The sequence below is a fragment of the [Pseudopropionibacterium] massiliense genome (genome assembly GCF_900607225.1).
In the GTDB taxonomy this organism is placed as follows: Bacteria; Actinomycetota; Actinomycetes; order Propionibacteriales; family Propionibacteriaceae; genus Arachnia; species Arachnia massiliensis.
In genome coordinates this window covers 1,573,361-1,594,388 of record NZ_LR027842.1, presented here as the reverse complement: position 1 = coordinate 1,594,388, position 21,028 = coordinate 1,573,361, and the positions used below count along the sequence as shown (strand labels likewise).

Genomic DNA, 21,028 nt, shown 5'->3' with positions numbered 1-21,028 from the left:
CGACCTGACTTGGCTCATTTAGTGTCGTTCCCGGGTGTTGTGGATGGCGTCGAGCCAGGTTTGGATGTTGTTGGGGATGGGGTCTTCAGCGGTGACGATGGCGTCGCCGGCTTGGATGTCGATGGTTCGGTAGCGGCGTAGTGTTTTGACCAGGGTCTTCAAGCTGACTTTGGTGGTGGCCTCCAACCAGCGAGCGACGGCGAGGGCGGCGAACACGATGGTGAGGTGGGCCTCGATCGAGTCTTTCAAGTGGTGGTGGATCGGGCGGGCTTTCAGATCGGATTTGCTCATCCGGAACGACTTCTCGATCTGCCACAACTGGTGGTAGGCGCCGATCACGTACTCCGGCCTCGGGTCAGCCAGGTTCGTGATGTATCCCTTCCAGCCAGCCAGCGCTTTGGCTTTGGCCTCCAAGTCCCGGTTCACCGATTTCTGTGCGCCGGTGAGGGTGATGAACCGGTTCCGTTTCACCGGGATCTTCCCTGCGACCACGCGTTCGGCCTTGCTGACCTGCTCGCTGATACCGCGTAGGGTACGGCGTGCTCGGTCGGCCCGGTACTGGTAGTAGATCGTCTCTGTCACTGCTGCCCCGGCCGGGCCCCTCGACCAGGGTTGAGTCAGGGTCAGCCCGTCAGGGGGCTGCTGACCGGAATGGGTCTTCAGCCACTCCCGCACGATGTAGGGGACCTCGGGGATCTTCTGGCCCACGATGAACCGCAACCCCGCCCCGGACAACGCCCGCAGGTTCCCGTCAGACAACATGCCCGCATCAGCCACCACCGTCACCTCCGGCAGGGCGTGAGCGGCCTGGAACGCCTGGAGCGACGGGATGATCGTGGTCGTCTCCGCACGGTTACCCTCGAACGCCTCCACCATCAACGGGAACCCCCGCGCGTCGGTCAACAACCCGATGGTGATCTGGGGTTCCAAGCGGCGTTCCTTGCTGTATCCGGGTTCCCGGAACCCGTCCCCAACATCAGTCTCAAAGTAGAGCGTGCTCACGTCGTACAACACCAAAGTGGCAGGCCCCAACCCGACGTGACAAGCGCACGCGGACGCTATCTGCTGCCGCCACGCCGGCTCGGCATACACGGCGAGCCGACGCTTCACCGTCGCGTAGCCGCAAGGCCGAACCCCGATCTCTTCGAGCACCCGCAAGGTCTCCAACTTGCTGGCCGGCTCGATCAACCGGCCCAGCACCAACTGCTTGAAAACCTCGTCACCACCACTGGCGGTATCGAACCCGAGTCGTTCAAACCCGACCGACAAGGCATTCCACAAGTGCTCTGCCCGCGACCGCCGGATCGGTAGCGCCCGCCGTCGTGGCTGCCCGTCCCCGAAATCGAGTTCGTCCTGACCAGCGGCGATCATGCGCTGCCGCGCCACCGCTTTCAACACCTCAACATCCTCCGGCGTGTGTGCCGACCCGATGTGATCCATCGACCGCGATCCACGAGACGACGACCACACCACCTGAACCGCCGTCGCCCCCGACGCGGTCTTCACCGTCCTCACATACGGACTCACCCCAACAGGCTAGAACACCCCCGATTAGTGCACACCACACCAACCAAAACCCCTAGCCAACACCCCCTCCAACCCCAAAAACACCAAACATGAGCCAAGTCAGGTCGGGTTCTGATGCTGCATCCTGACGGGCAAAATCGTTCCTGAAAACCAGAAGAGTGGGGCGCGGGGCAACCCGCGCCCCACTCGCCTTCCCATGTGGGGAATCGGCCCAAGGGGCTTGTTCACAGGCGACGTATCGACCAGCGAAACCCCTAGTCAGGGTGCGCTTTAGGATGGCTGTGAATAAGCCTCAAGGATCCGTGTCCCGGTTTCCCGGGGAGCCAGCATCCCGCTGTGGAAATCGCGAGGATCCCCCGCGCTGCCGGACAGGGCCGGTGCCTGTGGGGAAGATCGTCCGAATGCCGTCCGGGAGTGCGGCCCGGGGTTTCCGTCGGGGATGTGTTCGCCGGACAGGGTCTCAGGGCTTCTTGGCGCGGGAAACCCGCCCGGCACCTCCGGGAAGGGCCGCCGCCATGCGTCGCAGCTTTTTCAGCCCCGCGAGTACCTTGGTCCGGTTCTTCGCCCGGATGATCCAGGCGGGCAGGTGGTGGCAGAGCTCCCAGTACCTGGTGGACTCGTCGGTGAGGTCGAGGCGCGGGCGGTGCGTGGCTGCGACGAAACTCTCCACGTGGTCGAGGTGTTCCAGATTCGCCACCCACAGGTTGTGTCCCGCGCAGGGAACCGAGAGATGGAATGGCAGGCCGTACAGGGCGTCGAAGCCATCGCGAACCGCAGGAGAATCGACTCCCAGGAACCAGTGTGCGTTCAGGAGCATCGGCGAACCGCAGGAACAGGCCGGCAGCGGAACCCCGCGCCCCGGCCGGACTGCAGGGGAACGAACCTCTTCCTTCCGGGCTCCGCAGACGCCACAACGGAGCCACAGCACGGTCCGGGCCGGTTTCACGACCACAGGCCGGTCCGCCTCCCATTTCCTGCAGCAGGCGCACCAATGACCCGGTTTTGCTCCCTCACGTGTCCAGGAGCAACCGGTGCACACGACACGGTTTCGCAGCACGAGGGCCGGTCCGCGGCACTCGGGGCAGGTCACCCAGACATTGACGCGGGGCACGGCCCGGAGCACCTCGTTCATGGTTGAAAAGCGTATCGTCTCCTACTTCCGAGGGCCCGGCTGCCGGAGAAGAGCGAACACACGTCCCGGCGCGGTAACGCTACAAGGTGTCGGTTTCCTGAAGAGCCTCTAAACTGTCCGCCATGTCCCTGCTCACCAAGATTGGTGGTCCGCGTGACCTGCGAACGCTCTCGCGACGCCAGCTGACAAGCCTCGCTGCTGAGATCCGTGGGTTCCTGATCAACCGGGTCAGTCGCACGGGCGGCCACCTCGGACCGAACCTCGGAGTCGTCGAACTGACTCTGGGCATTCACCGGGTGTTCAACTCGCCTCACGACCCGATCATCTTCGACACCGGGCACCAATCCTACGTTCACAAGATCCTGACCGGCCGGGCCGAGGGATTCGAGCACCTCAGGCAGCGAGGAGGCCTGTCCGGTTATCCGTCCCGATCCGAGTCCGAGCACGACTGGGTCGAGAACTCCCACGCCTCGACGGCCCTGTCCTGGGCCGAGGGACTTGCCAAGGGGTTTCGCCTGCGCGGGGAGGAACGCACCGTGGTCGTGGTGGTCGGGGACGGCGCGTTGACGGGAGGAATGGCCTGGGAGGCGCTCAACAACATAGCCACCCAACCCGACCTGAGAATCGTGATCGTTGTCAATGACAACGGCCGTTCCTACACCCCGACGGTCGGCGGACTCGCCAAGCACCTGGCCGGACTGCGCACTGACCGGCGATATGAACGGGCGCTGAGTTTCATCAAGAACCGACTTCACCGGACCCCGGTTCTGGGACGTCCCGTTTACGACTTGCTGCACGGTTTCAAAACCGGGGTCAAGGACGTCCTCGCACCGCAAGGAATGTTCTCCGATCTCGGCCTGAAGTACACGGGACCCATAGACGGTCACGACATTCGTGCGGTCATCGGGCATCTCGAGCAGGCGCGACAGTTCGAGGGTCCCGTTCTGGTTCACGCCATCACCCGCAAGGGCAAGGGCTTCAAGGCCGCCGAGGAGTATGAGAAGGATCAGTTCCACGCCATCGGAAGGATCGACGAGGTCACCGGGCAGCCTCTCAGCGACGCTGTTCAGGCCACTTGGACCGATGCATTCGGTGATGCCATGGTTCGAATCGGGGAGCGTAGAACCGACATCGTGGCGATCACGGCCGCCATGCTTCATCCGACGGGTCTCAACAGGTTTGCCGCTGCTTTTCCGGATCGGGTCTTCGATGTCGGCATCGCCGAGCAACACGCCGTCGTCTCGGCTGCCGGGCTGGCCCGGGCCGGACTGCATCCCATCGTCGCTGTGTACTCCACCTTCTTGAACCGGGCCTTCGACCAGATTCTGATGGATGTGGCTCTTCACGGCGAGGGCGTCACCTTTGCCCTGGACAGGGCCGGGGTGACCGGGAGCGACGGGCCCAGCCACAACGGCGTGTGGGATCTGTCGATGCTGGGACTGGTGCCCGGAATCGAGGTCTCGGCACCGAGGGACCAGCCTCGGCTGGTCGCCGCACTGGAACGGGCGGTCACGGTCCGGGACGCTCCGACGGTGCTGCGCTACTCGAAAGAACGTCTTCCGGACGAAATGCCCGCGGTCACCAGCCGGGGCAAGGGGCGTGATCAGGTTGATCTGCTTCGCGTGGACACCGATGCCAGCATCCTGATCGTGGGGTACGGCCAGTACGCAGGAATCGGACTCGGCGTGGCGGAAAAACTCGCCGCGGAAGGTGTGCCGTGTACGGTGGCGGACCCTGCTTGGTGCATTCCGCTCAGTCCCGTGCTGATTCGTCTGGCCCAGGAACACGAGATCGTTGTGAGCATTGAGGACAATCTGGTCACCGGCGGTCTGGGGGAAAAACTGCTTGCCCGGATCGCTGGGACCGGGCCTCAAGTCCTCATTTTCGGCATCAGTCGCGGGTTCCTCGCCCAGGGAACCCGCGAGGAGGTCCTGGATGGTCTTGGGTTGACGGCGCGTGACATTGCTCGTCAAGTGCTGGAGGCGATGCTTCGGGGACGAGTAGAAACCACCCAGCCGGTCTGAGCCGTCGTGTTCGGCTGGGGAACGGGCCGGTCGGGGGAGCGAGTTTCAAAGGTGGTGGGTGAGCAACGGGAGAAGCAGGTCGATCTGCCAGTTCCGGGAGCCGACCTCGAGGAGCACGGCGCGGGGATCCCTGCCATTCTGCCAGGCGTGAACGAAGGCCTGGAGGGTTGCGGAAGGAGCTATGAGGCTGGGCTGAATGCCGAGTTCGCCCGCCAAGCCGTCGACATCTGCCCGGAGCTTCTTCCAGAACTCCCAGCGTTCTGGGCTGTTGCGTTCCCACGAACGTGGCTGCGGAATGCTGTTTGATTCCGGGCGGCGCGATGGGTAGTCAGAGGGAGACAGCTGCGACACCGAATGAAGAGCACGGGCCCAGTTGGCTCGGTACCGCCCGGCGCTGCGAGTGTTGAATCCAGGGATCCTGAAAAGCGAGGGAGCATCCGGGAGCGGGCTTTCCGGGGTCAGCCCAGAGGCGAACTCGACGATTGCTGCATCGGTGAGGATCCAGGAAGGCGGGCGGTCCCGGTTCCGTGCCACGAGATCGCGTTCCTGCCAGAGCGCTCGTGCCACGGCCAGCTGTTTCGGGTGCTTCAGACCTTGGATGCCCGACAACCGGCGCCACGGCTCCTTCCTCGGCGTGGGTGGCGTGGAGAAGCTTCGCAGAATGTGAGCGAACTCCTCCTCGGCCCAGGCGATGCGCTTCCCGGCGACGAGCTCCGTGCGTAGGACACCAGCCAGTTCGATCAGATAGTCGACATCCAGTGCTGCGTAGATCAGCCAGGACGTCGGCAATGGGCGGATGGCCCAGTTGTCCGCAGAATGTGCCTTGCGTAGCCGGATGTTCAGTTTTGCGTCGAGGAGAGCGGCCAGGCCGACAGCCGGAGCTCCGAGAAGACGTCCCGCCAGCTCGGTGTCGAACAACGCGGGGGGGTGGATGCCGACATCCACCATGCAGGGAAGGTCCTGCGAAGCCGCGTGAATGATCCACGGGGCTCCGGCGCAGGCATCAACGAGCCTGCTGAGTTTCGTGCTCCCGTTCTGCTCGAGGGCGATGGGATCCACCAACCAAGTACCGGATCCTTCACGTCGAATCTGGAAAAGGTAGGCCTTGGGCCAGTATCGGTGACCGTGGGCGCGTTCTGCGTCGAACGCAACGGGACCGCTACCGGCGGTCAAGGAGTCCAAGCAGGCGTCGAAGGCCTCGGGGGTGTCCACCAAGGGACGCAGTGGTTCCCGTGGATGCTCGACGAACTGGCTCATGAGCGCCCCGGGAACTGCACCACGCCGCGGGGCAGCGGGGGGCGTCCTGAGATGTGTCCGAGAAGATCCTGCCAGGCCTTGAGGTGAACGGTCATCTTGTGATGATTGTCCAGGACCGGAGTCCAGGAAGCCCGGACCTCCACTTCGGCCTGGTGCGTTGCGAGTTCCCCGAAACCACGGCCATAGGATGCGGTCACGGTTCCTGCCAGGGCGCGGTGGACAGCCCTGTGCTTGGAAAGAGCCTCGGCCAACCATGACCACGCGGCTTCGGGCAGCAGGGGATCGGTGACCATTTCCTGGTCGACCTCGGCCCGCACGTAGGAGACCAAACGGAAACGTCCCTCCCAGTTCTCGTTGCCGGCTGGATCGTGCAGCAGTATCAATCGTCCGGTGCCCAGCTCCTCGTCGTCCTCCACGAAGTCCAGCGCCATGGCCACGGAGAACGGTGCGATCCGTTGGGGGGACCCGATCTCCTCAGCCCTGATCCCGGAACGCCACTGCATGCTGGCAAATTCTTCCAGGGCATGCTGGAACTCGGGGTCGGCCATGGTGGGCGGAGCTAGGGTCACGGAAGTGAGCCTATGTGGCTTCCCCCGGGCTGGTTTGATGGCGCGCCGGAACGAGGCGCAAGCAGATGGAGTTTATGCAATATCTCTCATCGGTGGGGGTGGGGTATCCCTCGCCCCGGAAGACATGGCCAAGGTGGGAATTGCAGGCCGTGCACCGCACCTCGACGCGGGGACGTCCGGGAATGGAATGATCCTCCAAGTAGATGACCCGATCCTCCGCGAGGGGTTCGAAGAAGCTGGGCCAGCCACAGTGGGAGGAAAATTTCGCCTCGCTGCGGAACAGCTCGGTTCCGCACGCCCGGCATTCGTACACCCCTTCGGTGCTGGTATCCGTGTACTCGCCGCTGAAGGGAGCCTCCGTACCCGATTCCCGCAGTACGTGATACTCGAGTTCACTCAAACGGGTCCGCCATTCCTGGTCGGGGAGGTCGAGAGGGAAGTTGCTGGTCATGTTCCATCCTCGTGAGGGTCGATGTCGAGCAGTCGCATGGCGGCAAAGGCGTAACGGGCCAGAATCAGCTCGGTCACTCGTGGATCCTCGGTTATCGGGGGGGTGACGGCCAAGGCTCCTGCCCTGATCGCCACTTGCTGGTGGGCTCGGAAGACAGGGCCGGAGGTCAGGAACAGGGAGCCGACGGCTATGTGCCGACGTCCTTGGCCCCGCAGTGCGCCGATGGCGAGGCCTGTTGCCCGGCCGCTGATGTCGTTCTGGGCGAGTTGCACCGGAAGTTTGTGATGCGCGCCCCACTGCCGGGCTCGTCGGGCCAGTAGTGAGTTGCCCCTGTGATCCCCGCCGTCCGGGCAGGCCAGGACCAAGGCATCGACCTCCACGGCGTTTGCGCGGTGAAGTGCGTCGCGCAGTTTGGCGTCCAGAACGTTCAGCAGGTCGATGTCAGGGCCGATGGGTCGCGCGATCACGATGCTCAGGTCGGGGTTGGCGGCACCAACCTCATCGCGGGCATGGGACAGGACGGGGGAGTGATCGGTTGCGGAGACCAGGTCCATCGGGACCATCGCTATTTCCTCCACCCCGCTGGCGGCCAAGGATGCGACTGCCTCGTGCACCGTTGGGGTGCTGCTGTTCAGAAGCCCGAGGGCCACCCGAAGATCGGGCCGCAGGCGATGGAGGTGGTCGATCACGACATCCAGAGAGGCTCGGACGGCAGGATCATCGTCGCCTCGTGCGACGAGCACGATGGCCGGTGCCGACATACCTCTCCTCCTTGCGGCTGACTGGCTTTCGTGAGGAGCATCGGTGGGCGATGGCGGTTTCGAACCGCCGACCTCTTCGGTGTGAACGAAGCGCGCTACCACTGCGCCAATCGCCCGTGCGGTCTGCAACTTTAGCGCACCTTCCGAGGAGGCGCCAACCATGAGGATTCCTCCAACCCCGTGTCGGTGAGGTGGTGTTGTCGTGGGGCCGGAACGGTGATGACCTGGTTGGGCGTGGACTGCGATGGGGAAGAACGATGTGATTCGGCGTGCCACCGGGGAGCAGGCTCGACGGGACGTGCCCGCGGCCCCCTAAAGTGGGATTGTTCGCCGATCTCTGGAGGTGTGGCCATGGGGGCCGTTTCCGCAGAAAACCCGTTGGTGGCGAGGGCGCTCGCCACTACCCCGACCGGGGTCTTCATCAATGGCGCCTGGCGTGAGGCCGGGGGAGGCGGGCGGTTCGACGTCATCAACCCGGCGACGGGGGATGTGATCACCCGGGTGGCCGACGCGGATGCCGGGGACGGCCTGGCCGCCCTGGAAGCGGCGGCCGCTGCCCAGGAGGGCTGGGCCCGCACGGCACCGCGGGTTCGCGCGGAACTGCTCCGGAACCTGTTCGAGATCGTCGTGGAGCGCACGGAGGAGTTCGCGGTCCTGATGACCATCGAGATGGGGAAACCCTTGGCCGAGGCGCGCGGCGAGGTGGTCTACGGCGCCGAGTTCCTCCGCTGGTTCTCCGAGGAGGCGGTGCGCCTGAACGGTCGCTACTCCACGACCCCCGAAGGCGGCCTGAGGATGATCACCATGCCCCGGCCCGTAGGCCCGGTCCTTGCCATCACCCCGTGGAACTTTCCCCTGGCGATGGCCACCCGCAAACTCGGCCCTGCGTTGGCAGCCGGCTGCACCGGTGTCCTGAAGCCGTCGAAACTGACCCCGTTGACCGCTCTCGCCTTCGCCGAGGCGTGTCGGTTGGCCGGTGTTCCGGACGGCGTGGTCAATGTGGTCCCCACCTCGTCCTCCGCAGCCCTGACCGGGCCTCTGCTCCGGGATCCGAGGCTGCGGAAGCTCTCCTTCACCGGATCCACCGATGTGGGCAGGGAGCTGCTTCGCGGGGCAGCGGACAACGTGCTGCGGACCTCGATGGAACTCGGAGGCTGTGCTCCGTTCATCGTCTTCGGTGACGCGGACCTGGACCGCGCGGTGGCGGCCGCGAAATCCGCGAAGCTACGGAACATGGGGGAGGCCTGCAACGCCGCGAACCGGTTCTACGTCTCCCGGGAACTGGCCGGCGAGTTCGCCACGCGTCTTTCAGCTGAGTTCGAGGGACTGGTCGTGGGTGATGGGCTCGATCCCGCGACCGACATCGGTCCCATCATCACATCCGGGCAGCGGCAGCGCATCCGGGAACTCGTGGACGGGGCCCGTGAACGTGGCGCCGAGGTGCTCACGGGCGGCGAGGACGTCGCAGGGCCGGGATACTTCTATCGTCCGACCGTGCTGATCGTCACCGATCCCGAGGACCCCGTGGTCTGCGAGGAGTTGTTCGGGCCCGTGGCCCCGGTGGTGCCCTTCGACTCCGAGGAGCAGGTGCTCACCTGGGCGAATTCCTCGCCGGTCGGGCTGGCCGCCTATGTCCACACGGGAAGCATCGATCGTGCGCTGCGGATGGCGGAGCTGCTTGAGGTCGGCATGATCGGGATCAACTCCGCCGCGATCTCCAACCCGGCTGCCCCGTTCGGTGGGATCAAGCACTCAGGGTTGGGGCGAGAGGGCGGCTCCGAGGGCATGGCCGAGTACCTGGAAACCATCTACATCGGAATCCCGATCTGAGGTTCGTCGGTGCTCCGGTCCTGCGCCTCGGGGCCGAAACACTGACTGGTGGATGGAACTTGCATCCGCTCGAAACCCTGCGCTAGTGTTCTCTACGCGCCGAACGCGGCAGCCCGAAAGGCAGGCCGGGAGGAAGCGCATGCGGACGTGGCTCAGTTGGTAGAGCATCACCTTGCCAAGGTGAGGGTCGCGAGTTCGAATCTCGTCGTCCGCTCGGAGACATACTCCACCCGGTGGAGTGGCCGAGAGGCGAGGCAACGGACTGCAAATCCGTGTACACGGGTTCGAATCCCGTCTCCACCTCGGGCGGTTGGCGCAGTGGTAGCGCGCTTCCTTGACACGGAAGAGGTCGCCAGTTCAAACCTGGCATCGCCCACGAATTGCACCGGGCTCCATTGGGGCCCGGTTCTGTCTCGGAGGCTCTCATGTGCACATCAGAACTACTCAGAAGCGAGGCCAGGAGCCGGTTCGAGCTGTTGTTGGACGGGCAGGTGACGGCTTTCATCGACTACGTCGATCACGGCAACGTCCTTGAGCTGACCCACACGGTCACCAAACCCGATTTCAGGGGTAGGGGTTTCGCGCGGGAACTGGTCAATTTCGCTCTGGCGCATGTTACTGCCGAGAAGAAACAGGTCATGCCCAGCTGCCCCTATGTGGCTGAACACATCGCGAGGCATCCCGAGTTCGCGCACCTGGTGGCACGAACCCCTCGATCCTGACCACGAGGCGGGATTCCAGACACTCCACCATCCCCGCTCGACGGGACGGCATCCGCCACTGCGAGTTGTCGCACACCCTGTCCGGCTGGTGGCAGAATATGCAGGTCGTCCAGTGAAAGGAACGCGCTCGTGCCTGCGTCCATCGTTGTCATCCGCCCCGGCTCACGCGAAAACATCGAGCTGACGACGACCACCACCGGGCTCGACCTCTTCGGAAACGACCGCACCGTCGTGGCGATGAAGGTCGGCGACGAGATCCGCGATCTTCAGCGTGAAGTGGCCGACGGTGACGAGGTGGAACCCGTCCTGGCCGACAGCGACGAGGGTCTCAGCATCATCCGTCACTCGGCGGCACACGTGACGGCCCAGGCCCTGCAGCAGCTGTTCGCGGAAGCGAAACTCGGTATTGGGCCGCCCATCACCGACGGTTTCTACTATGACTTCGCGACCTCTCCACTGACCCCGGAGGACCTGAAGGCAATCGAGAAACGGATGGGCCAGATAGTCCGCGAGAGACAGCGCTTCGTGCGACGGGAGGTCAGCGACGAGGAGGCCCGCGAGGAACTGGCCGCCGAGCCCTTCAAACTGGAGCTGATAACGGACAAGGGCGGTGCCTCCGCCGCCGACGGTTCATCCGTCGAGGTGGGGGAGGGGCAGCTCACGATCTACGACAATGTCCGCCGCGACGGTTCCGTGGCCTGGCGCGATCTGTGCCGCGGCCCCCACGTGCCCCACACCGGTTACCTCCAGGCGTTCGCGCTCACCAAATCGAGCGCCGCCTACTGGCGAGGCGATCAGCGCAACGCCGGGCTGCAGCGCGTCTATGGCACAGCGTGGGCCACGAGGGAGGACCTGAAGGCATATCAGACCCGCATGGCCGAGGCCGCCAGACGCGACCACCGCAAACTCGGCACCGAACTGGATCTGTTCTCCTTCCCCGACGAAATCGGGTCGGGGCTTGCCGTGTTCCACCCGAACGGGGCCGTGGTGCGCATGGAGATGGAGGACTACTCCCGGCGCCGCCACGTCGAGGAGGGCTACCAGTTCGCCTACACCCCGCACCTGACGAAGGCCTCCCTGTTCCAGACCTCCGGGCATCTCGACTGGTATGCCGACGGCATGTACCCGCCCATGCACATGGACGAGGAACGCGATGCGCAGGGCAACATCCGCAGGCAGGGGCAGGACTACTACCTGAAACCCATGAACTGCCCCATGCACAACCTGATCTTCCGTTCGCGGGGCCGTTCCTACCGGGAACTGCCGCTTCGGCTGTTCGAGTTCGGCACCGTCTACCGCAACGAGAAATCCGGCGTGGTGCACGGCCTGACCCGGGCCAGGGGATTCACCCAGGACGACGCCCACATCTACTGCACCCGTGAACAGATGCGCGACGAACTGGCGGGTCTCCTGACCTTCGTGCTCAACCTGCTCAAGGACTACGGCCTGGACGACTTCTACCTGGAACTGTCCACCAGGAATCCCGAGAAGTTCGTCGGTGACGACGAAACCTGGGAGGAGGCCACCGATGTCCTGGCCGAGGTGGCGGCGGCCTCCGGCCTGGAACTCGTGCCCGACCCGGGGGGTGCGGCCTTCTACGGTCCGAAGATCTCGGTGCAGGCCAAGGACGCCATCGGACGCACCTGGCAGATGTCCACGATCCAGCTCGACTTCAACCTGCCGGAACGTTTCGGGCTGGAGTACCAGGCGGCCGACGGAACACGCCAGCGGCCGGTGATGATCCACCGGGCTCTGTTCGGTTCGATCGAACGGTTCTTCGGGGTGCTCACCGAGCACTACGCCGGGGCCTTCCCGGCCTGGCTGGCCCCGGTGCAGGTGCTCGGTGTCCCCGTGGCGGAGGAGTTCAACGACCACCTGGCGGATGTCGGCGCCCGGCTGAGGGCCCACGGGATCCGGGTCGAGCTCGATTTCTCAGACGATCGTTTCGGAAAGAAAATCCGAAACGCATCCAGATCGAAGGTGCCGTTCATCCTCATCGCCGGGGGAGAGGATCGTGACGCGGGGGCCGTGAGTTTCCGCTTCCGGGACGGATCCCAGCTGAACGGGGTACCCGTCGAGCAGGCGGTGGAGCGGATCCGCGCACACATCACTTCCCGCAGCAACACGGATCCGGGAGCGGAGTGATGGAATCCTCCTCGGATCTGTGCGGGGTTCCTGATGCCTTCCAGCGGCTGTGGACTCCGCACAGGATGGTCTACATAGAAGGGGACAAGCCGAAGGGTGAGGCCGGCTGCCCGTTCTGCCTCTCTCCCACACGAGGTGACGAGGACGGGTTGATCGTCGCCCGCGGCGAACACGTATTCGTAGTGATGAACCTGTTTCCCTACTCGCCGGGACATCTGTTGGTGTGCCCCTATCGCCATGTCGGTGGATACGTTGATGCCACGGCGGAGGAGGTCCGCGAGATGGCGGAACTCACCCAGCGGGCCATCGCGGTCCTGACGGAGGTCTCGCAACCCGCCGGTTTCAACATCGGCATGAACCAAGGGGCCGTTGCCGGTGCCGGAATAGCCGCCCACCTGCATCAGCACGTCGTCCCCCGTTGGGCGGGGGACACGAATTTCATGCCGGTCATCGGGCAGACCCGCGCGGTTCCCCAACTACTTGGTGATGCTCGGGAACGGCTGGCCAACACATGGAAGGACATGGCCTAGGCTTGGTTGTCGTGAAAGCAGTCGAACCAACCCAGCGCTGGGACACCGATCGGCTGTTGACGATACCGAACATGCTCTCGTTCCTGCGGCTTCTGGCCGTACCGGTGTTCGGATGGCTGATCCTGGTAGGGCATGATGTGGCAGCGGTGATCCTGCTGGCCGTCTCAGGAGCAACCGATTGGCTCGATGGTTTTCTGGCACGCACGCTTCACCAGACCTCGCTGCTGGGGGCGCGTCTCGACCCGGTGGCGGATCGACTCTACATCCTCACCGCGGTCGTGGTGATGACCGTCAGAGGGCTCGTGCCCTGGTGGCTGTTGGCTGTCCTCGCCGCCCGCGACCTGCTGCTGCTGTGCCTGCTTCCCTCATTGCGGCGAAGCGGACGGGTGGCGCTCCCCGTGAATCTTGTGGGCAAAGCGGGAACGATGCTCCTGCTGCTGGCCTTTCCACTCATGCTTGTCGGCTCCTCTGCCTCATTCGGTCTGGTTGCGGCAGAATGGTTGGGGTGGATATTGGCACTCTCCGGGACAATCGCCTACTGGGCGGCCGGAGTGCTCTATGTGAGAGGAACCGTGGAACTTGCACGCGAGAGAGGTGACCGGAATGCGCCCTGACGCCAGCATGAGCCTCCTGAGCGATCTCGCTTCGGAGGCCATGGAGCCCGAGTACCTGACCACGACATCTCCGCGACACAGCCGTTTGGTGACTTCCCTGGCGCTTCTGCTGGTTGCCGCGTTGCTGGCTCTTGCCGCAATGTCAACCACCCGTTCCCGCAGTGAGATGGCAGCCGAGAAAGAGGACCTCCTGTCGCGGATCGCTGCGGAACGGCAGCACCGCGACGACCTCACGGCCAAGGCGAGTGAGCTTGATGCAGAGAACAGGCAACTGCGACAGGAAACCGTGGCGGACCCGAGCGTTCGGGCCGACCTGCAAGAAACCGAGCTCGCGGCTGGAGCCGTCGCCGTCTCAGGACCGGGGATCAGGGCCCGAGTCAGTGATGCGGAAAAAACAGCAGATGGCAGCCGAGTGATCTACGACTCGGACCTGACGCGTCTGGTGAACGGAATGTGGCAGGCAGGAGCTGAGGCGGTTGCGATAAACGGGCATCGCATCACAACCCTCACTCCCATTCGTTCCGCTGGTTCCGCCATAACCGTGGATTACGTTTCCTTGAGCCCGCCCTATGTGTTGGAAGCCATAGGGGACCCCGCCCGGATGCAGGCGCGTTTCGCCCGTACCCCCGCAGCCGTGTGGTGGCAGTACCTGCATGACAACTACGGAATCGCCTACGAGCTTCAAACGGTGAACGGCGACCTGAAACTACCGGCCGATCCGGCGATGACGCTCCGCTACACCAAGAACTGAAGGAGGAGAGAATGTTGGCACTGCTCGGGCTTGCAGCCGGAATCGTCATCGGGCTGCTGGTCGAACCCGTCCTGCCCGTGTTCCTCCAGCCGTATCTGCCCATCGCCATCGTGGCGGCACTCGATGCCATCCTCGGAGGAACCCGCGCTTGGTTGGAGGGGACTTTTTCCGATCGGGTGTTCGTTGTCTCGTTCCTGTCCAACGTTCTCATCGCAGGGCTGATCGTTTTCGTGGGTGACCAGATCGGGGTTGGATCCCAGCTTTCCACCGGGGTCGTCGTGGTGCTCGGGATACGTATCTTCAACAATGCAGCAGCCATCCGCAGGGCGGTGCTTCATGCCTGAGCAGACCCCACGGCGTGCCGCCGAACGGACCGAACCGGCAGGACCCGGCAAATTGTGGCGTGCCTTCCTGAAGCCAGGTCGCGGTCAGCTGATCGTCGGCGCGGCACTCTGCCTGGCGGCCCTTCTCGTCGTGTGGACCCTGCGTTCCCAGGCCTCGCAGCCCGATTACTCCAATCTGCGTCGCACGGACCTGATCCAGCTGCTGGACAACCTCTCAGCCGAGACACGCCGCCTGGAATCCGAGGTCAGAGAGCTTACGACGACTCGTGAGGGACTCGCGTCCGGAGCAGCGGGGGCCAAGGCGGCTGATGACGAGACCAGGCACCGGATCGAGCAGATGCGGATCATCGCGGGAACGGTTCCGGCGACCGGACCCGGTGTCCGGATAACGATTCAGGACCCCCAGGGAGCCATGACGCCAGAGCTGCTGCTGGACGCGTTGGAAGAACTGCGTGACGCCGGTTCCGAGGTGATCGAGTTCAATGACTCCACGCGCGTGGTGGCAAACACCTGGATCGATCGTGACCCGGAGGGGCGTATCGTGGTGGACGGAACACCGCTGACCACACCCATCGTCATCGAGACCATAGGTGACCCCGCAACGCTTGAGGCAGGGGCCAGGTTCAGGGGAGGTCTGGTCAGCGAGGTGGAGGGCAGCAGAGTGCAGGGGCGAGTCGAGATCAAGCAGATGGCGGAAATCTCCGTTGACTCCGTCGTCTCCCCGCGCGTGCCAGAATTCGCCAAACCGAATTAGCATGGCAGGCTTGTCAAACTGTTGTCCCTCGATAGGCTGGGGGCAGCTTGGATGGCGATCAGTATGGAAAGGGGGCCACCGATGACGGGGGTCAGGAACCACCGCCAAGGGGATCTCATGGATTCGAGGAACGACACCACCAGCGTTCTCGCGGCTCTCACGGACGAGCATCTGTCCGCCATTGGGGGGAGTCTGTCGGCGAACGCGGCGGATCTGGCTCCTGGCAATGCGCTGATGATCGTCACCCGGGGCGGCGTGAAGGAATCGCAGTTCTTGATCGACTCCGATGTGACCACTCTCGGGCGACACCCTGAATCCGACATCTTCCTGGATGACGTCACGGTTTCCCGCCACCATGCAAAACTGGTGCGAGCGGGCGGCCAGCTGATGTTGGAGGACCTGGGGAGCCTCAACGGCACGTACGTCAACAGGGTCCTGATCGATGGCCGTGCCCAGCTGCGGCACGGCGACGAGATCCAGATCGGGAAGTACCGGGCAACGATCCTGTTGAGCGAGGCCGGGCGGAGCTGATGCCGGCCGCGCCGCGCACGATCGGTCAGGTTCTGGAATCGATCCGGGGAGAATTCCCCGATATCTCGGTCTCAAAAGTCAGATACTTGGAGAACGAGGGATTGATCTCCCCGGAGCGGGACCACCCCTCCGGCTACCGGCGCTTCTACCCGGCTGATGTCGAACGGCTGCTCTTCGTGCTGCGTGCTCAGCGTGACAGATATCTTCCTCTCAAGGTGATTCGCGAGGAGCTCGCTGCCATGGACAGGGGGGAAGCGCTTCCCGATGCCATGGAGGCAGCTGCGGCTGCCACGACGCCTCAGGCCTCGGAACCGTCGCGTAGGCAACCCCGACAGACAAGTGCTCAACGCCAGCTGTTCACGCGAAGAGAGCTTCTTTCGGAATCAGGGTTGGGAGAGGCGGCTCTGATCGAGTTGGAGCGTCTCAAAGTGATTTCGCACCGGAAGGGCACTCAACGGTACGGCAGGGAGATGCTGGCCCTGGCCGTGGCGGCGAAGCGTCTCGGCGACTACGGGGTCGAACCCAGGCAGCTGCGGGTGCTTCAGCAGTCCGCTTCCTTGGAAGCAGCCTTGGTTGAGCAGGCCATCAGTCAATACCAAGGACGCCAGGGAGTACCGAAGGAGGTTCTCCGTGAGGTCTACCGGCTGGTGGTGAATGCGCACAGCGGCATGATGTTCTCGCAGTTGTTCGGTTGATCGGTCTCGTATGCTGTGGGCATGGTCGAGTTGTGTGTGGTCGGGATCCAGTCGGGCGACGACGGCACGGTTCTCTTGCTGCGCGAGAACGGTGGGGAGCGGTTGCTACCAATCTGGATCTCTGCCGTCGATGCCGCAGCCATTGCCATAGCCCTGGAGGAGAACCAGTTCGCCAGGCCACTCACCCATGACCTGCTGGCAGAGACCCTTGCACAGCTTGCCGCCGGGTCCCGACCACGACTGACGATCACATCCATGGAGGATGGTGTGTTCCATGCAGAGATAGCGGTGGAGGGTGTGGCCTTCGACGCAAGGCCCAGCGACGTCGTGGCCGTCGCGATCCGGAGGGGATGGCGTGTCCACTGCCCGGCTGAGCTGCTGGACAAGGTCGGTATCTCCGACGAGATCGTTCATGTGGATGAGGTCGAGAAGTTCCGAGAGTTTCTGGATCAGGTCCAGCCGGAGGATTTCTGAGTACTGACCCCGCGCTCCGGGGGCGGGCCAACCTTGAGCCTTGCTGGAGGGTTTAGAATCTACAGGAGTACCGGTGGGCGTGTCGTCCACTGCCGGTGCACCCGGCGGTTAGCGTCAGTTGTGCCGCAGAACCGGCGGCCGGTGAGAAAAGTAGGGGCTGACACAGTGGCTGATGGTATCAGGCATAGCGACGAGGCACCGTTGCAGGGCACGCTGTTCGACGGTGACTTCGCCTCTGTCTCCAAGGACCTGGGGTTCCGTGGCCCTGTAGCTCATCGGGTGGCTGGCATCACCTATCGGCAGCTTGACTACTGGGCCCGCACCGGCCTCGTCGTACCGGAGATCCGGGGAGCGTCAGGGTCGGGATCGCAGCGCCTCTATTCCTTCCGCGACATTCTGCTGCTGCGGGTCGTGAAACGATTCCTGGATGTCGGGATCTCACTGCAGCAGATCCGGATCGCGATCGATCATCTGCGGGCCCGCGGGGTCGAGGACCTGACCGAACTCACACTGGTCAGTGACGGGTTCAGCGTCTACGAGTGCACGACCGCCAATGAACTGTTCGACCTCACCAAGGGAGGGCAGGGCATGTTCCTGATATCCGTCTCCAGCGTCTGGCAGGAAATCGAGGGGACCCTCGGCGACCTTCCGAGCGAACGGATTGCACAGCAGAACCTGCACACGGAGAACGAGCTCGAATCCCGCAGGAGGGCCAAGACCGGGTGAGAAAATTTCTCAAAAACCCCGCAGTCAAACGTCTCACCACCATCAGTGAACGCTATAAGCGGCGCCATGGTCCACAACATGCTGCCGCAATCACCTACTTTTCGGTTCTGACTTTGGTGCCGGTGCTGATGCTGGCAGGGGCTGCGGCCGGATTCACCTTGGCGGTGCTGCGTCCTGAATGGTTCCATCTTCTGTCTGACGGAATCGTGAATGCTCTTGGCAGCACGAACCTCGCCGAGAAAGCAGTTGACGTACTGCGAAACGCGATAGAGAACTGGTACGGTCTGGCCGGCACCGCCTTGATTGCCGCTGCCTACTCGGGCTCGAACTGGGTCGGGAATCTGCGGATTGGGTTTTGCTGGATGCTGCAAACCAATGAGCAAGAAACCGAAAGGGAAAAAGGGGTACGAGGGTTCCTCAAGGAACTGGGCGGAAACCTGCTGGTACTTCTCGGCTTGTTCGCCTGTCTGCTGCTCCCATCAGGAATCGCCGTCATCGGGATGTCCTGGATTGGTTCAGCAGGGGTGATCGGCTGGCTGGTTCACCTGCTCCTCACCCTCTTGGTGAGCTGGCTACTGCTCGCCTTCCTCTTCTGCACCCTCCCGAGGAATCGGATCCGCCCCCACAGCTGGTTGCTGCCCTCCACGGTAGGCGCAGCCCTGGTCGCTCTGCTGCAACAGTTCGCGGGAGTACTGCTCGGTATTTTCACTTCCAATCCCGCTGCCGTGGTTTTCGGGCCCGTGATCGTGATCATGATTTTGTTCAACCTCCTGTCGACCATCCTGCTGCTCTGCGCAGCATGGGCTGGGGAGAGAACCGGGGTCGACCGGTCACTGGTTGACCCGCACGACCCGAAAACCACGGATCAGGAAGCTGGGGAACCACCCGACCCGACCCCTGCGATACCGGTCGATGTGGCAGCGCAGGGGGTCCGGGCCGGAACGAGGATCGGTTACGGGATGGGGACGATAACCGGTCTCGGCATCGGGGCTGCGGTGGCGGCCCTGCTCACGAGGTACCGCCATCGCGACTGATCAGTGGGTTGCGGCGGCGACCGGTGCGGGCTGCCCGATGGCGGCCACCAGCTCGGTGAACCATGGCAGGGTGATGTCGAATGGCTTGCCGCCCTTGATGCGTTCGAAGGCGATCGCCGTCAGTTCGTCGTTGTTCTCCTCGTCCTGGCCGATGACGCCGGGTTTACCCGCGAGAGCGCAGTCGACGGCCAGATCGGTGCACTGCTTGATGAGAGCCAGGTCCGCGTCGTTGGCCGCGGCCGACCGTGAGAAGTAGCCCGACTTCTGGATCATGACCTTCTCGGCACCCAGCTTCTCGGCGAACTTGTCCCCGAACCACTTCCCGGGGTTCACCTTGTCGAGTTTCACATGGCCGAAGGGATCGCGCGGCACTTCCTCGCCCGCCGCCTCCATCTCCGCGACGATGGAGTCCAGGCCCGCGCCCTCCGACAGGAAGATGGTGACGTTGCCCACCTCGTCCATCACCTTGCCCAGGCGTTCGGCCTCGGCGGTGATGTCGATGACCGCCTCGGGCACGTACACGGCGTGGACGTCCCACGCCTCGCGAGAAAGACCGATCCCGGGCAGCCACTCCTGCTCGTCCAGCCACTTGCGGTACTCGGCGGCGGTGGCTGCGGTCAGCCAGCCGCAGTGTCGCCCCATGACCTCGTGCACGATGAGCATCCGGGAACCCGAGTTGTGTTCGGCGACGATGTTCTTGGCGAAGATCGCTCCCTGCTCCGCGGCGGTCCAGGCGCCAAGCGACTGGCGGATGGGGATCACGTCGTTGTCGATGGTCTTGGGCAGGCCGACCACGGTCAGTGGATAGTCGTTGGTGGCGAGGAAGGCAGCCAGATCGGCGGCCGTGGTGTTGGTGTCGTCGCCGCCGATGGTGTGGAGGACATCCACACCATCCGCGACAAGACGGTCAGCGGCGACCTTGAGCGGATCGGCACCCTCGGCTACCAGCCCGCGCTTGACGAGATCCTTGACGTTGGTGAGCTTGACCCGGGAGTTTCCGATGGGGGAACCGCCGAACAGGTGCAGCAGATGTGCCTTCGCCCGGACGGTCTCGTCGATGACGAAGTAGTCACCCTGCAGAAGCCCTTGGTAGCCATGCTTGTACGCGATGATCTCCACATCGGGAGCCACCTCGGTATACCGCTGGACAAGACCACCAATGGCCGAGGACAGGCATGGCGCAAAACCGCCGGCCGTGAGAATGGCTACCTTCTTGACCATGAACATTCCTTTCAGGATTGGATCCGGGACCCCAGCCTAGCCGTCAAAGCTCTTTGCGTGGCAGGATGGTTCGACAGTGATCCGAAAGGATGTAGATGATTCCCAGGCGATCGGAGCGAGGAAGCTCCGTGGCGGTGGAGGCGGCGTTGGTGCTGCCCGTCGCGATGCTGTTCGTCGGTCTGGTGATAGTGATGGCCGGGCACGCCCTCGCGCAGCAGGCCGTCACCGCCGCCGCCACACGTGCGGCGCGTGCGGCCTCGCTGGAGCGTTCGCAGGCATCGGCCGAGAAAGCGGCACTGGATGCTGCCGTGACCGAGCTGGGCAACTCCCGCATCACCTGCACCGATGCTCGGGTGAACGTGGATGCCAAGGGCTTGGCGGCCCCGGAGGGAACGGTCGCATCCGTGACGGTGCGGCTTACCTGCCGTGCGGTGTTCCCGGTTTCCATGCCGGGTTTCCCGGCCAGTCGATCACTGACGGGCGAGGGAACTTCGCCCGTCGACACCTACCGGGGCCGGAATGGTTAAATCTTCAGGGCCTATTCGGGACCGGCGGGGCATGAGCGGCAGCGTCCAGGTCACCCTGCTGCTGCCGCTCGCGATTTTGGTGCTGCTGGCCACGCTCCAGTGGTCCTTGTTGTTGTGGGCGGAATCGACGGCCATGGCAGCCGCCCAGGACTCGGCCCGGGCCGCTGCCGTCCTGGGCGGCTCCGGCGAGGACGGCCGGGAGGCCGGAAGACGGGCCCTCGCCAACTCGGCTCTCGGCGACGCCGATGTGAGGGTTGACCGTGCGGCCACGTTCACGACTTCCGTCGTCGAGGGAACCGCCATACGGGTGCTTCCCATGGTGGACGTCACCGTGCACCAAGAGGCCAGGGTTCCGACCGAACGAACTCGGTGACGGGTGGGCGTCCTTCCCATCGGGTGAGAAACCCGG

The 21,028-nt window shown here is 64.0% G+C and carries 23 protein-coding genes and 4 tRNA genes; 19 read left to right on the top strand and 8 right to left on the bottom strand.

The window, feature by feature from the left end:
• Positions 1–18: 18 nt before the first annotated feature.
• Together E0E39_RS07085 and E0E39_RS07080 are read right to left on the bottom strand one after the other, a co-directional pair.
• Positions 19–1,515 carry an IS1634 family transposase gene (locus E0E39_RS07085; protein ID WP_425470697.1) on the bottom strand — a complete coding sequence of 499 codons (1,497 nt, stop codon included), beginning with the start codon at positions 1,513–1,515 and terminating at the stop codon, positions 19–21.
• A 472-nt stretch (positions 1,516–1,987) separates the two neighbouring features.
• Positions 1,988–2,344 (bottom strand): hypothetical protein, encoded by a 357-nt coding sequence (locus E0E39_RS07080; protein WP_130874106.1) that lies wholly within the window; start codon positions 2,342–2,344, stop codon positions 1,988–1,990.
• Positions 2,345–2,781: 437 nt separating this feature from the next.
• Here E0E39_RS07080 and dxs point away from each other — a divergent pair, with 437 nt between their 5' ends.
• Positions 2,782–4,683 (top strand): 1-deoxy-D-xylulose-5-phosphate synthase, encoded by a 1,902-nt coding sequence (gene dxs / locus E0E39_RS07075; protein ID WP_130874105.1) that lies wholly within the window; start codon positions 2,782–2,784, stop codon positions 4,681–4,683.
• A gap of 45 nt (positions 4,684–4,728) precedes the next feature.
• On the opposite strand, the gene E0E39_RS07070 is transcribed toward dxs, so the two are convergent.
• From E0E39_RS07070 to E0E39_RS07050, 5 genes are all read right to left on the bottom strand, one after another.
• Positions 4,729–5,940 (bottom strand): HRDC domain-containing protein, encoded by a 1,212-nt coding sequence (locus E0E39_RS07070; protein WP_130874104.1) that lies wholly within the window; start codon positions 5,938–5,940, stop codon positions 4,729–4,731.
• Positions 5,937–6,509, bottom strand: coding sequence for a DUF3000 domain-containing protein (locus tag E0E39_RS07065; protein ID WP_245988228.1), 573 nt, complete (start codon positions 6,507–6,509; stop codon positions 5,937–5,939). Before E0E39_RS07065 ends, E0E39_RS07070 begins: the two co-directional genes overlap by 4 nt.
• 10 nt (positions 6,510–6,519) lie before the next feature.
• Positions 6,520–6,960: a peptide-methionine (R)-S-oxide reductase MsrB gene (gene msrB, locus E0E39_RS07060; RefSeq protein ID WP_130874103.1), complete on the bottom strand. Its 441-nt coding sequence runs from the start codon at positions 6,958–6,960 to the stop codon at positions 6,520–6,522.
• On the bottom strand, positions 6,957–7,721 hold the full coding sequence (locus E0E39_RS07055) for a sirohydrochlorin chelatase (RefSeq protein WP_130874102.1): 765 nt from the start codon (positions 7,719–7,721) through the stop codon (positions 6,957–6,959). The genes msrB and E0E39_RS07055 overlap by 4 nt, the downstream gene beginning before the upstream one ends.
• A gap of 44 nt (positions 7,722–7,765) precedes the next feature.
• Positions 7,766–7,837 (bottom strand) — tRNA-Val (locus tag E0E39_RS07050).
• Positions 7,838–8,072: 235 nt separating this feature from the next.
• Between E0E39_RS07050 and E0E39_RS07045 the strand changes: the two genes are divergently transcribed.
• From E0E39_RS07045 to E0E39_RS06970, 16 genes are all read left to right on the top strand, one after another.
• Positions 8,073–9,551, top strand: a complete 1,479-nt coding sequence (locus E0E39_RS07045; protein WP_130874101.1) for an NAD-dependent succinate-semialdehyde dehydrogenase — start codon at positions 8,073–8,075, stop codon at positions 9,549–9,551.
• A 141-nt stretch (positions 9,552–9,692) separates the two neighbouring features.
• A tRNA-Gly gene (locus E0E39_RS07040) sits at positions 9,693–9,765 on the top strand.
• Positions 9,766–9,783: 18 nt separating this feature from the next.
• Positions 9,784–9,854, top strand: a tRNA-Cys gene (locus E0E39_RS07035).
• Between the two features lies 1 nt (position 9,855).
• Positions 9,856–9,927 (top strand) — tRNA-Val (locus tag E0E39_RS07030).
• 49 nt (positions 9,928–9,976) lie between these two features.
• Positions 9,977–10,273 (top strand): GNAT family N-acetyltransferase, encoded by a 297-nt coding sequence (locus E0E39_RS07025; protein ID WP_130874100.1) that lies wholly within the window; start codon positions 9,977–9,979, stop codon positions 10,271–10,273.
• Between the two features lie 129 nt (positions 10,274–10,402).
• Complete coding sequence (gene thrS / locus E0E39_RS07020; protein ID WP_207302444.1) at positions 10,403–12,418, top strand: threonine--tRNA ligase; 2,016 nt, start codon at positions 10,403–10,405, stop codon at positions 12,416–12,418.
• Positions 12,418–12,948, top strand: a complete 531-nt coding sequence (locus E0E39_RS07015; protein WP_130874099.1) for an HIT family protein — start codon at positions 12,418–12,420, stop codon at positions 12,946–12,948. The genes thrS and E0E39_RS07015 overlap by 1 nt, the downstream gene beginning before the upstream one ends.
• Positions 12,949–13,019: 71 nt before the next feature.
• Positions 13,020–13,562: a CDP-alcohol phosphatidyltransferase family protein gene (locus E0E39_RS07010; protein WP_245988227.1), complete on the top strand. Its 543-nt coding sequence runs from the start codon at positions 13,020–13,022 to the stop codon at positions 13,560–13,562.
• Positions 13,552–14,313: a DUF881 domain-containing protein gene (locus E0E39_RS07005; protein WP_130874098.1), complete on the top strand. Its 762-nt coding sequence runs from the start codon at positions 13,552–13,554 to the stop codon at positions 14,311–14,313. The genes E0E39_RS07010 and E0E39_RS07005 overlap by 11 nt, the downstream gene beginning before the upstream one ends.
• Positions 14,314–14,324: 11 nt before the next feature.
• A complete protein-coding gene (locus tag E0E39_RS07000) occupies positions 14,325–14,657 on the top strand; it encodes a small basic family protein (RefSeq protein WP_130874097.1) in 333 nt (110 codons plus the stop codon).
• Complete coding sequence (locus tag E0E39_RS06995) at positions 14,650–15,411, top strand: DUF881 domain-containing protein (protein ID WP_165444675.1); 762 nt, start codon at positions 14,650–14,652, stop codon at positions 15,409–15,411. Before E0E39_RS07000 ends, E0E39_RS06995 begins: the two co-directional genes overlap by 8 nt.
• 117 nt (positions 15,412–15,528) lie before the next feature.
• Entirely contained in the window at positions 15,529–15,942 is a 414-nt protein-coding gene (locus tag E0E39_RS06990) for an FHA domain-containing protein (RefSeq protein WP_245988226.1), read from the top strand.
• Positions 15,942–16,637, top strand: a complete 696-nt coding sequence (ftsR, locus tag E0E39_RS06985; RefSeq protein WP_130874094.1) for a transcriptional regulator FtsR — start codon at positions 15,942–15,944, stop codon at positions 16,635–16,637. The genes E0E39_RS06990 and ftsR overlap by 1 nt, the downstream gene beginning before the upstream one ends.
• Positions 16,638–16,658: 21 nt before the next feature.
• The gene (locus E0E39_RS06980; protein WP_130874093.1) at positions 16,659–17,111 is read left to right on the top strand and encodes a bifunctional nuclease family protein; all 453 of its coding nucleotides are present in this window, start codon (positions 16,659–16,661) and stop codon (positions 17,109–17,111) included.
• Positions 17,112–17,276: 165 nt separating this feature from the next.
• Positions 17,277–17,837 (top strand): MerR family transcriptional regulator, encoded by a 561-nt coding sequence (locus E0E39_RS06975; protein WP_281275580.1) that lies wholly within the window; start codon positions 17,277–17,279, stop codon positions 17,835–17,837.
• The gene (locus tag E0E39_RS06970; RefSeq protein ID WP_165444674.1) at positions 17,834–18,871 is read left to right on the top strand and encodes a YhjD/YihY/BrkB family envelope integrity protein; all 1,038 of its coding nucleotides are present in this window, start codon (positions 17,834–17,836) and stop codon (positions 18,869–18,871) included. Before E0E39_RS06975 ends, E0E39_RS06970 begins: the two co-directional genes overlap by 4 nt.
• On the opposite strand, the gene E0E39_RS06965 is transcribed toward E0E39_RS06970, so the two are convergent.
• On the bottom strand, positions 18,872–20,092 hold the full coding sequence (locus E0E39_RS06965; RefSeq protein WP_130874091.1) for a pyrophosphate--fructose-6-phosphate 1-phosphotransferase: 1,221 nt from the start codon (positions 20,090–20,092) through the stop codon (positions 18,872–18,874).
• 95 nt (positions 20,093–20,187) lie between these two features.
• On the opposite strand from E0E39_RS06965, the gene E0E39_RS06960 reads away from it, so the two are divergent.
• Both E0E39_RS06960 and E0E39_RS06955 read left to right on the top strand, forming a co-directional pair.
• Positions 20,188–20,619, top strand: coding sequence for a TadE/TadG family type IV pilus assembly protein (locus tag E0E39_RS06960; RefSeq protein ID WP_130874090.1), 432 nt, complete (start codon positions 20,188–20,190; stop codon positions 20,617–20,619).
• 31 nt (positions 20,620–20,650) lie between these two features.
• Positions 20,651–20,992, top strand: coding sequence for a TadE/TadG family type IV pilus assembly protein (locus E0E39_RS06955; RefSeq protein ID WP_165444673.1), 342 nt, complete (start codon positions 20,651–20,653; stop codon positions 20,990–20,992).
• The last annotated feature ends 36 nt before the right edge of the window (positions 20,993–21,028 follow it).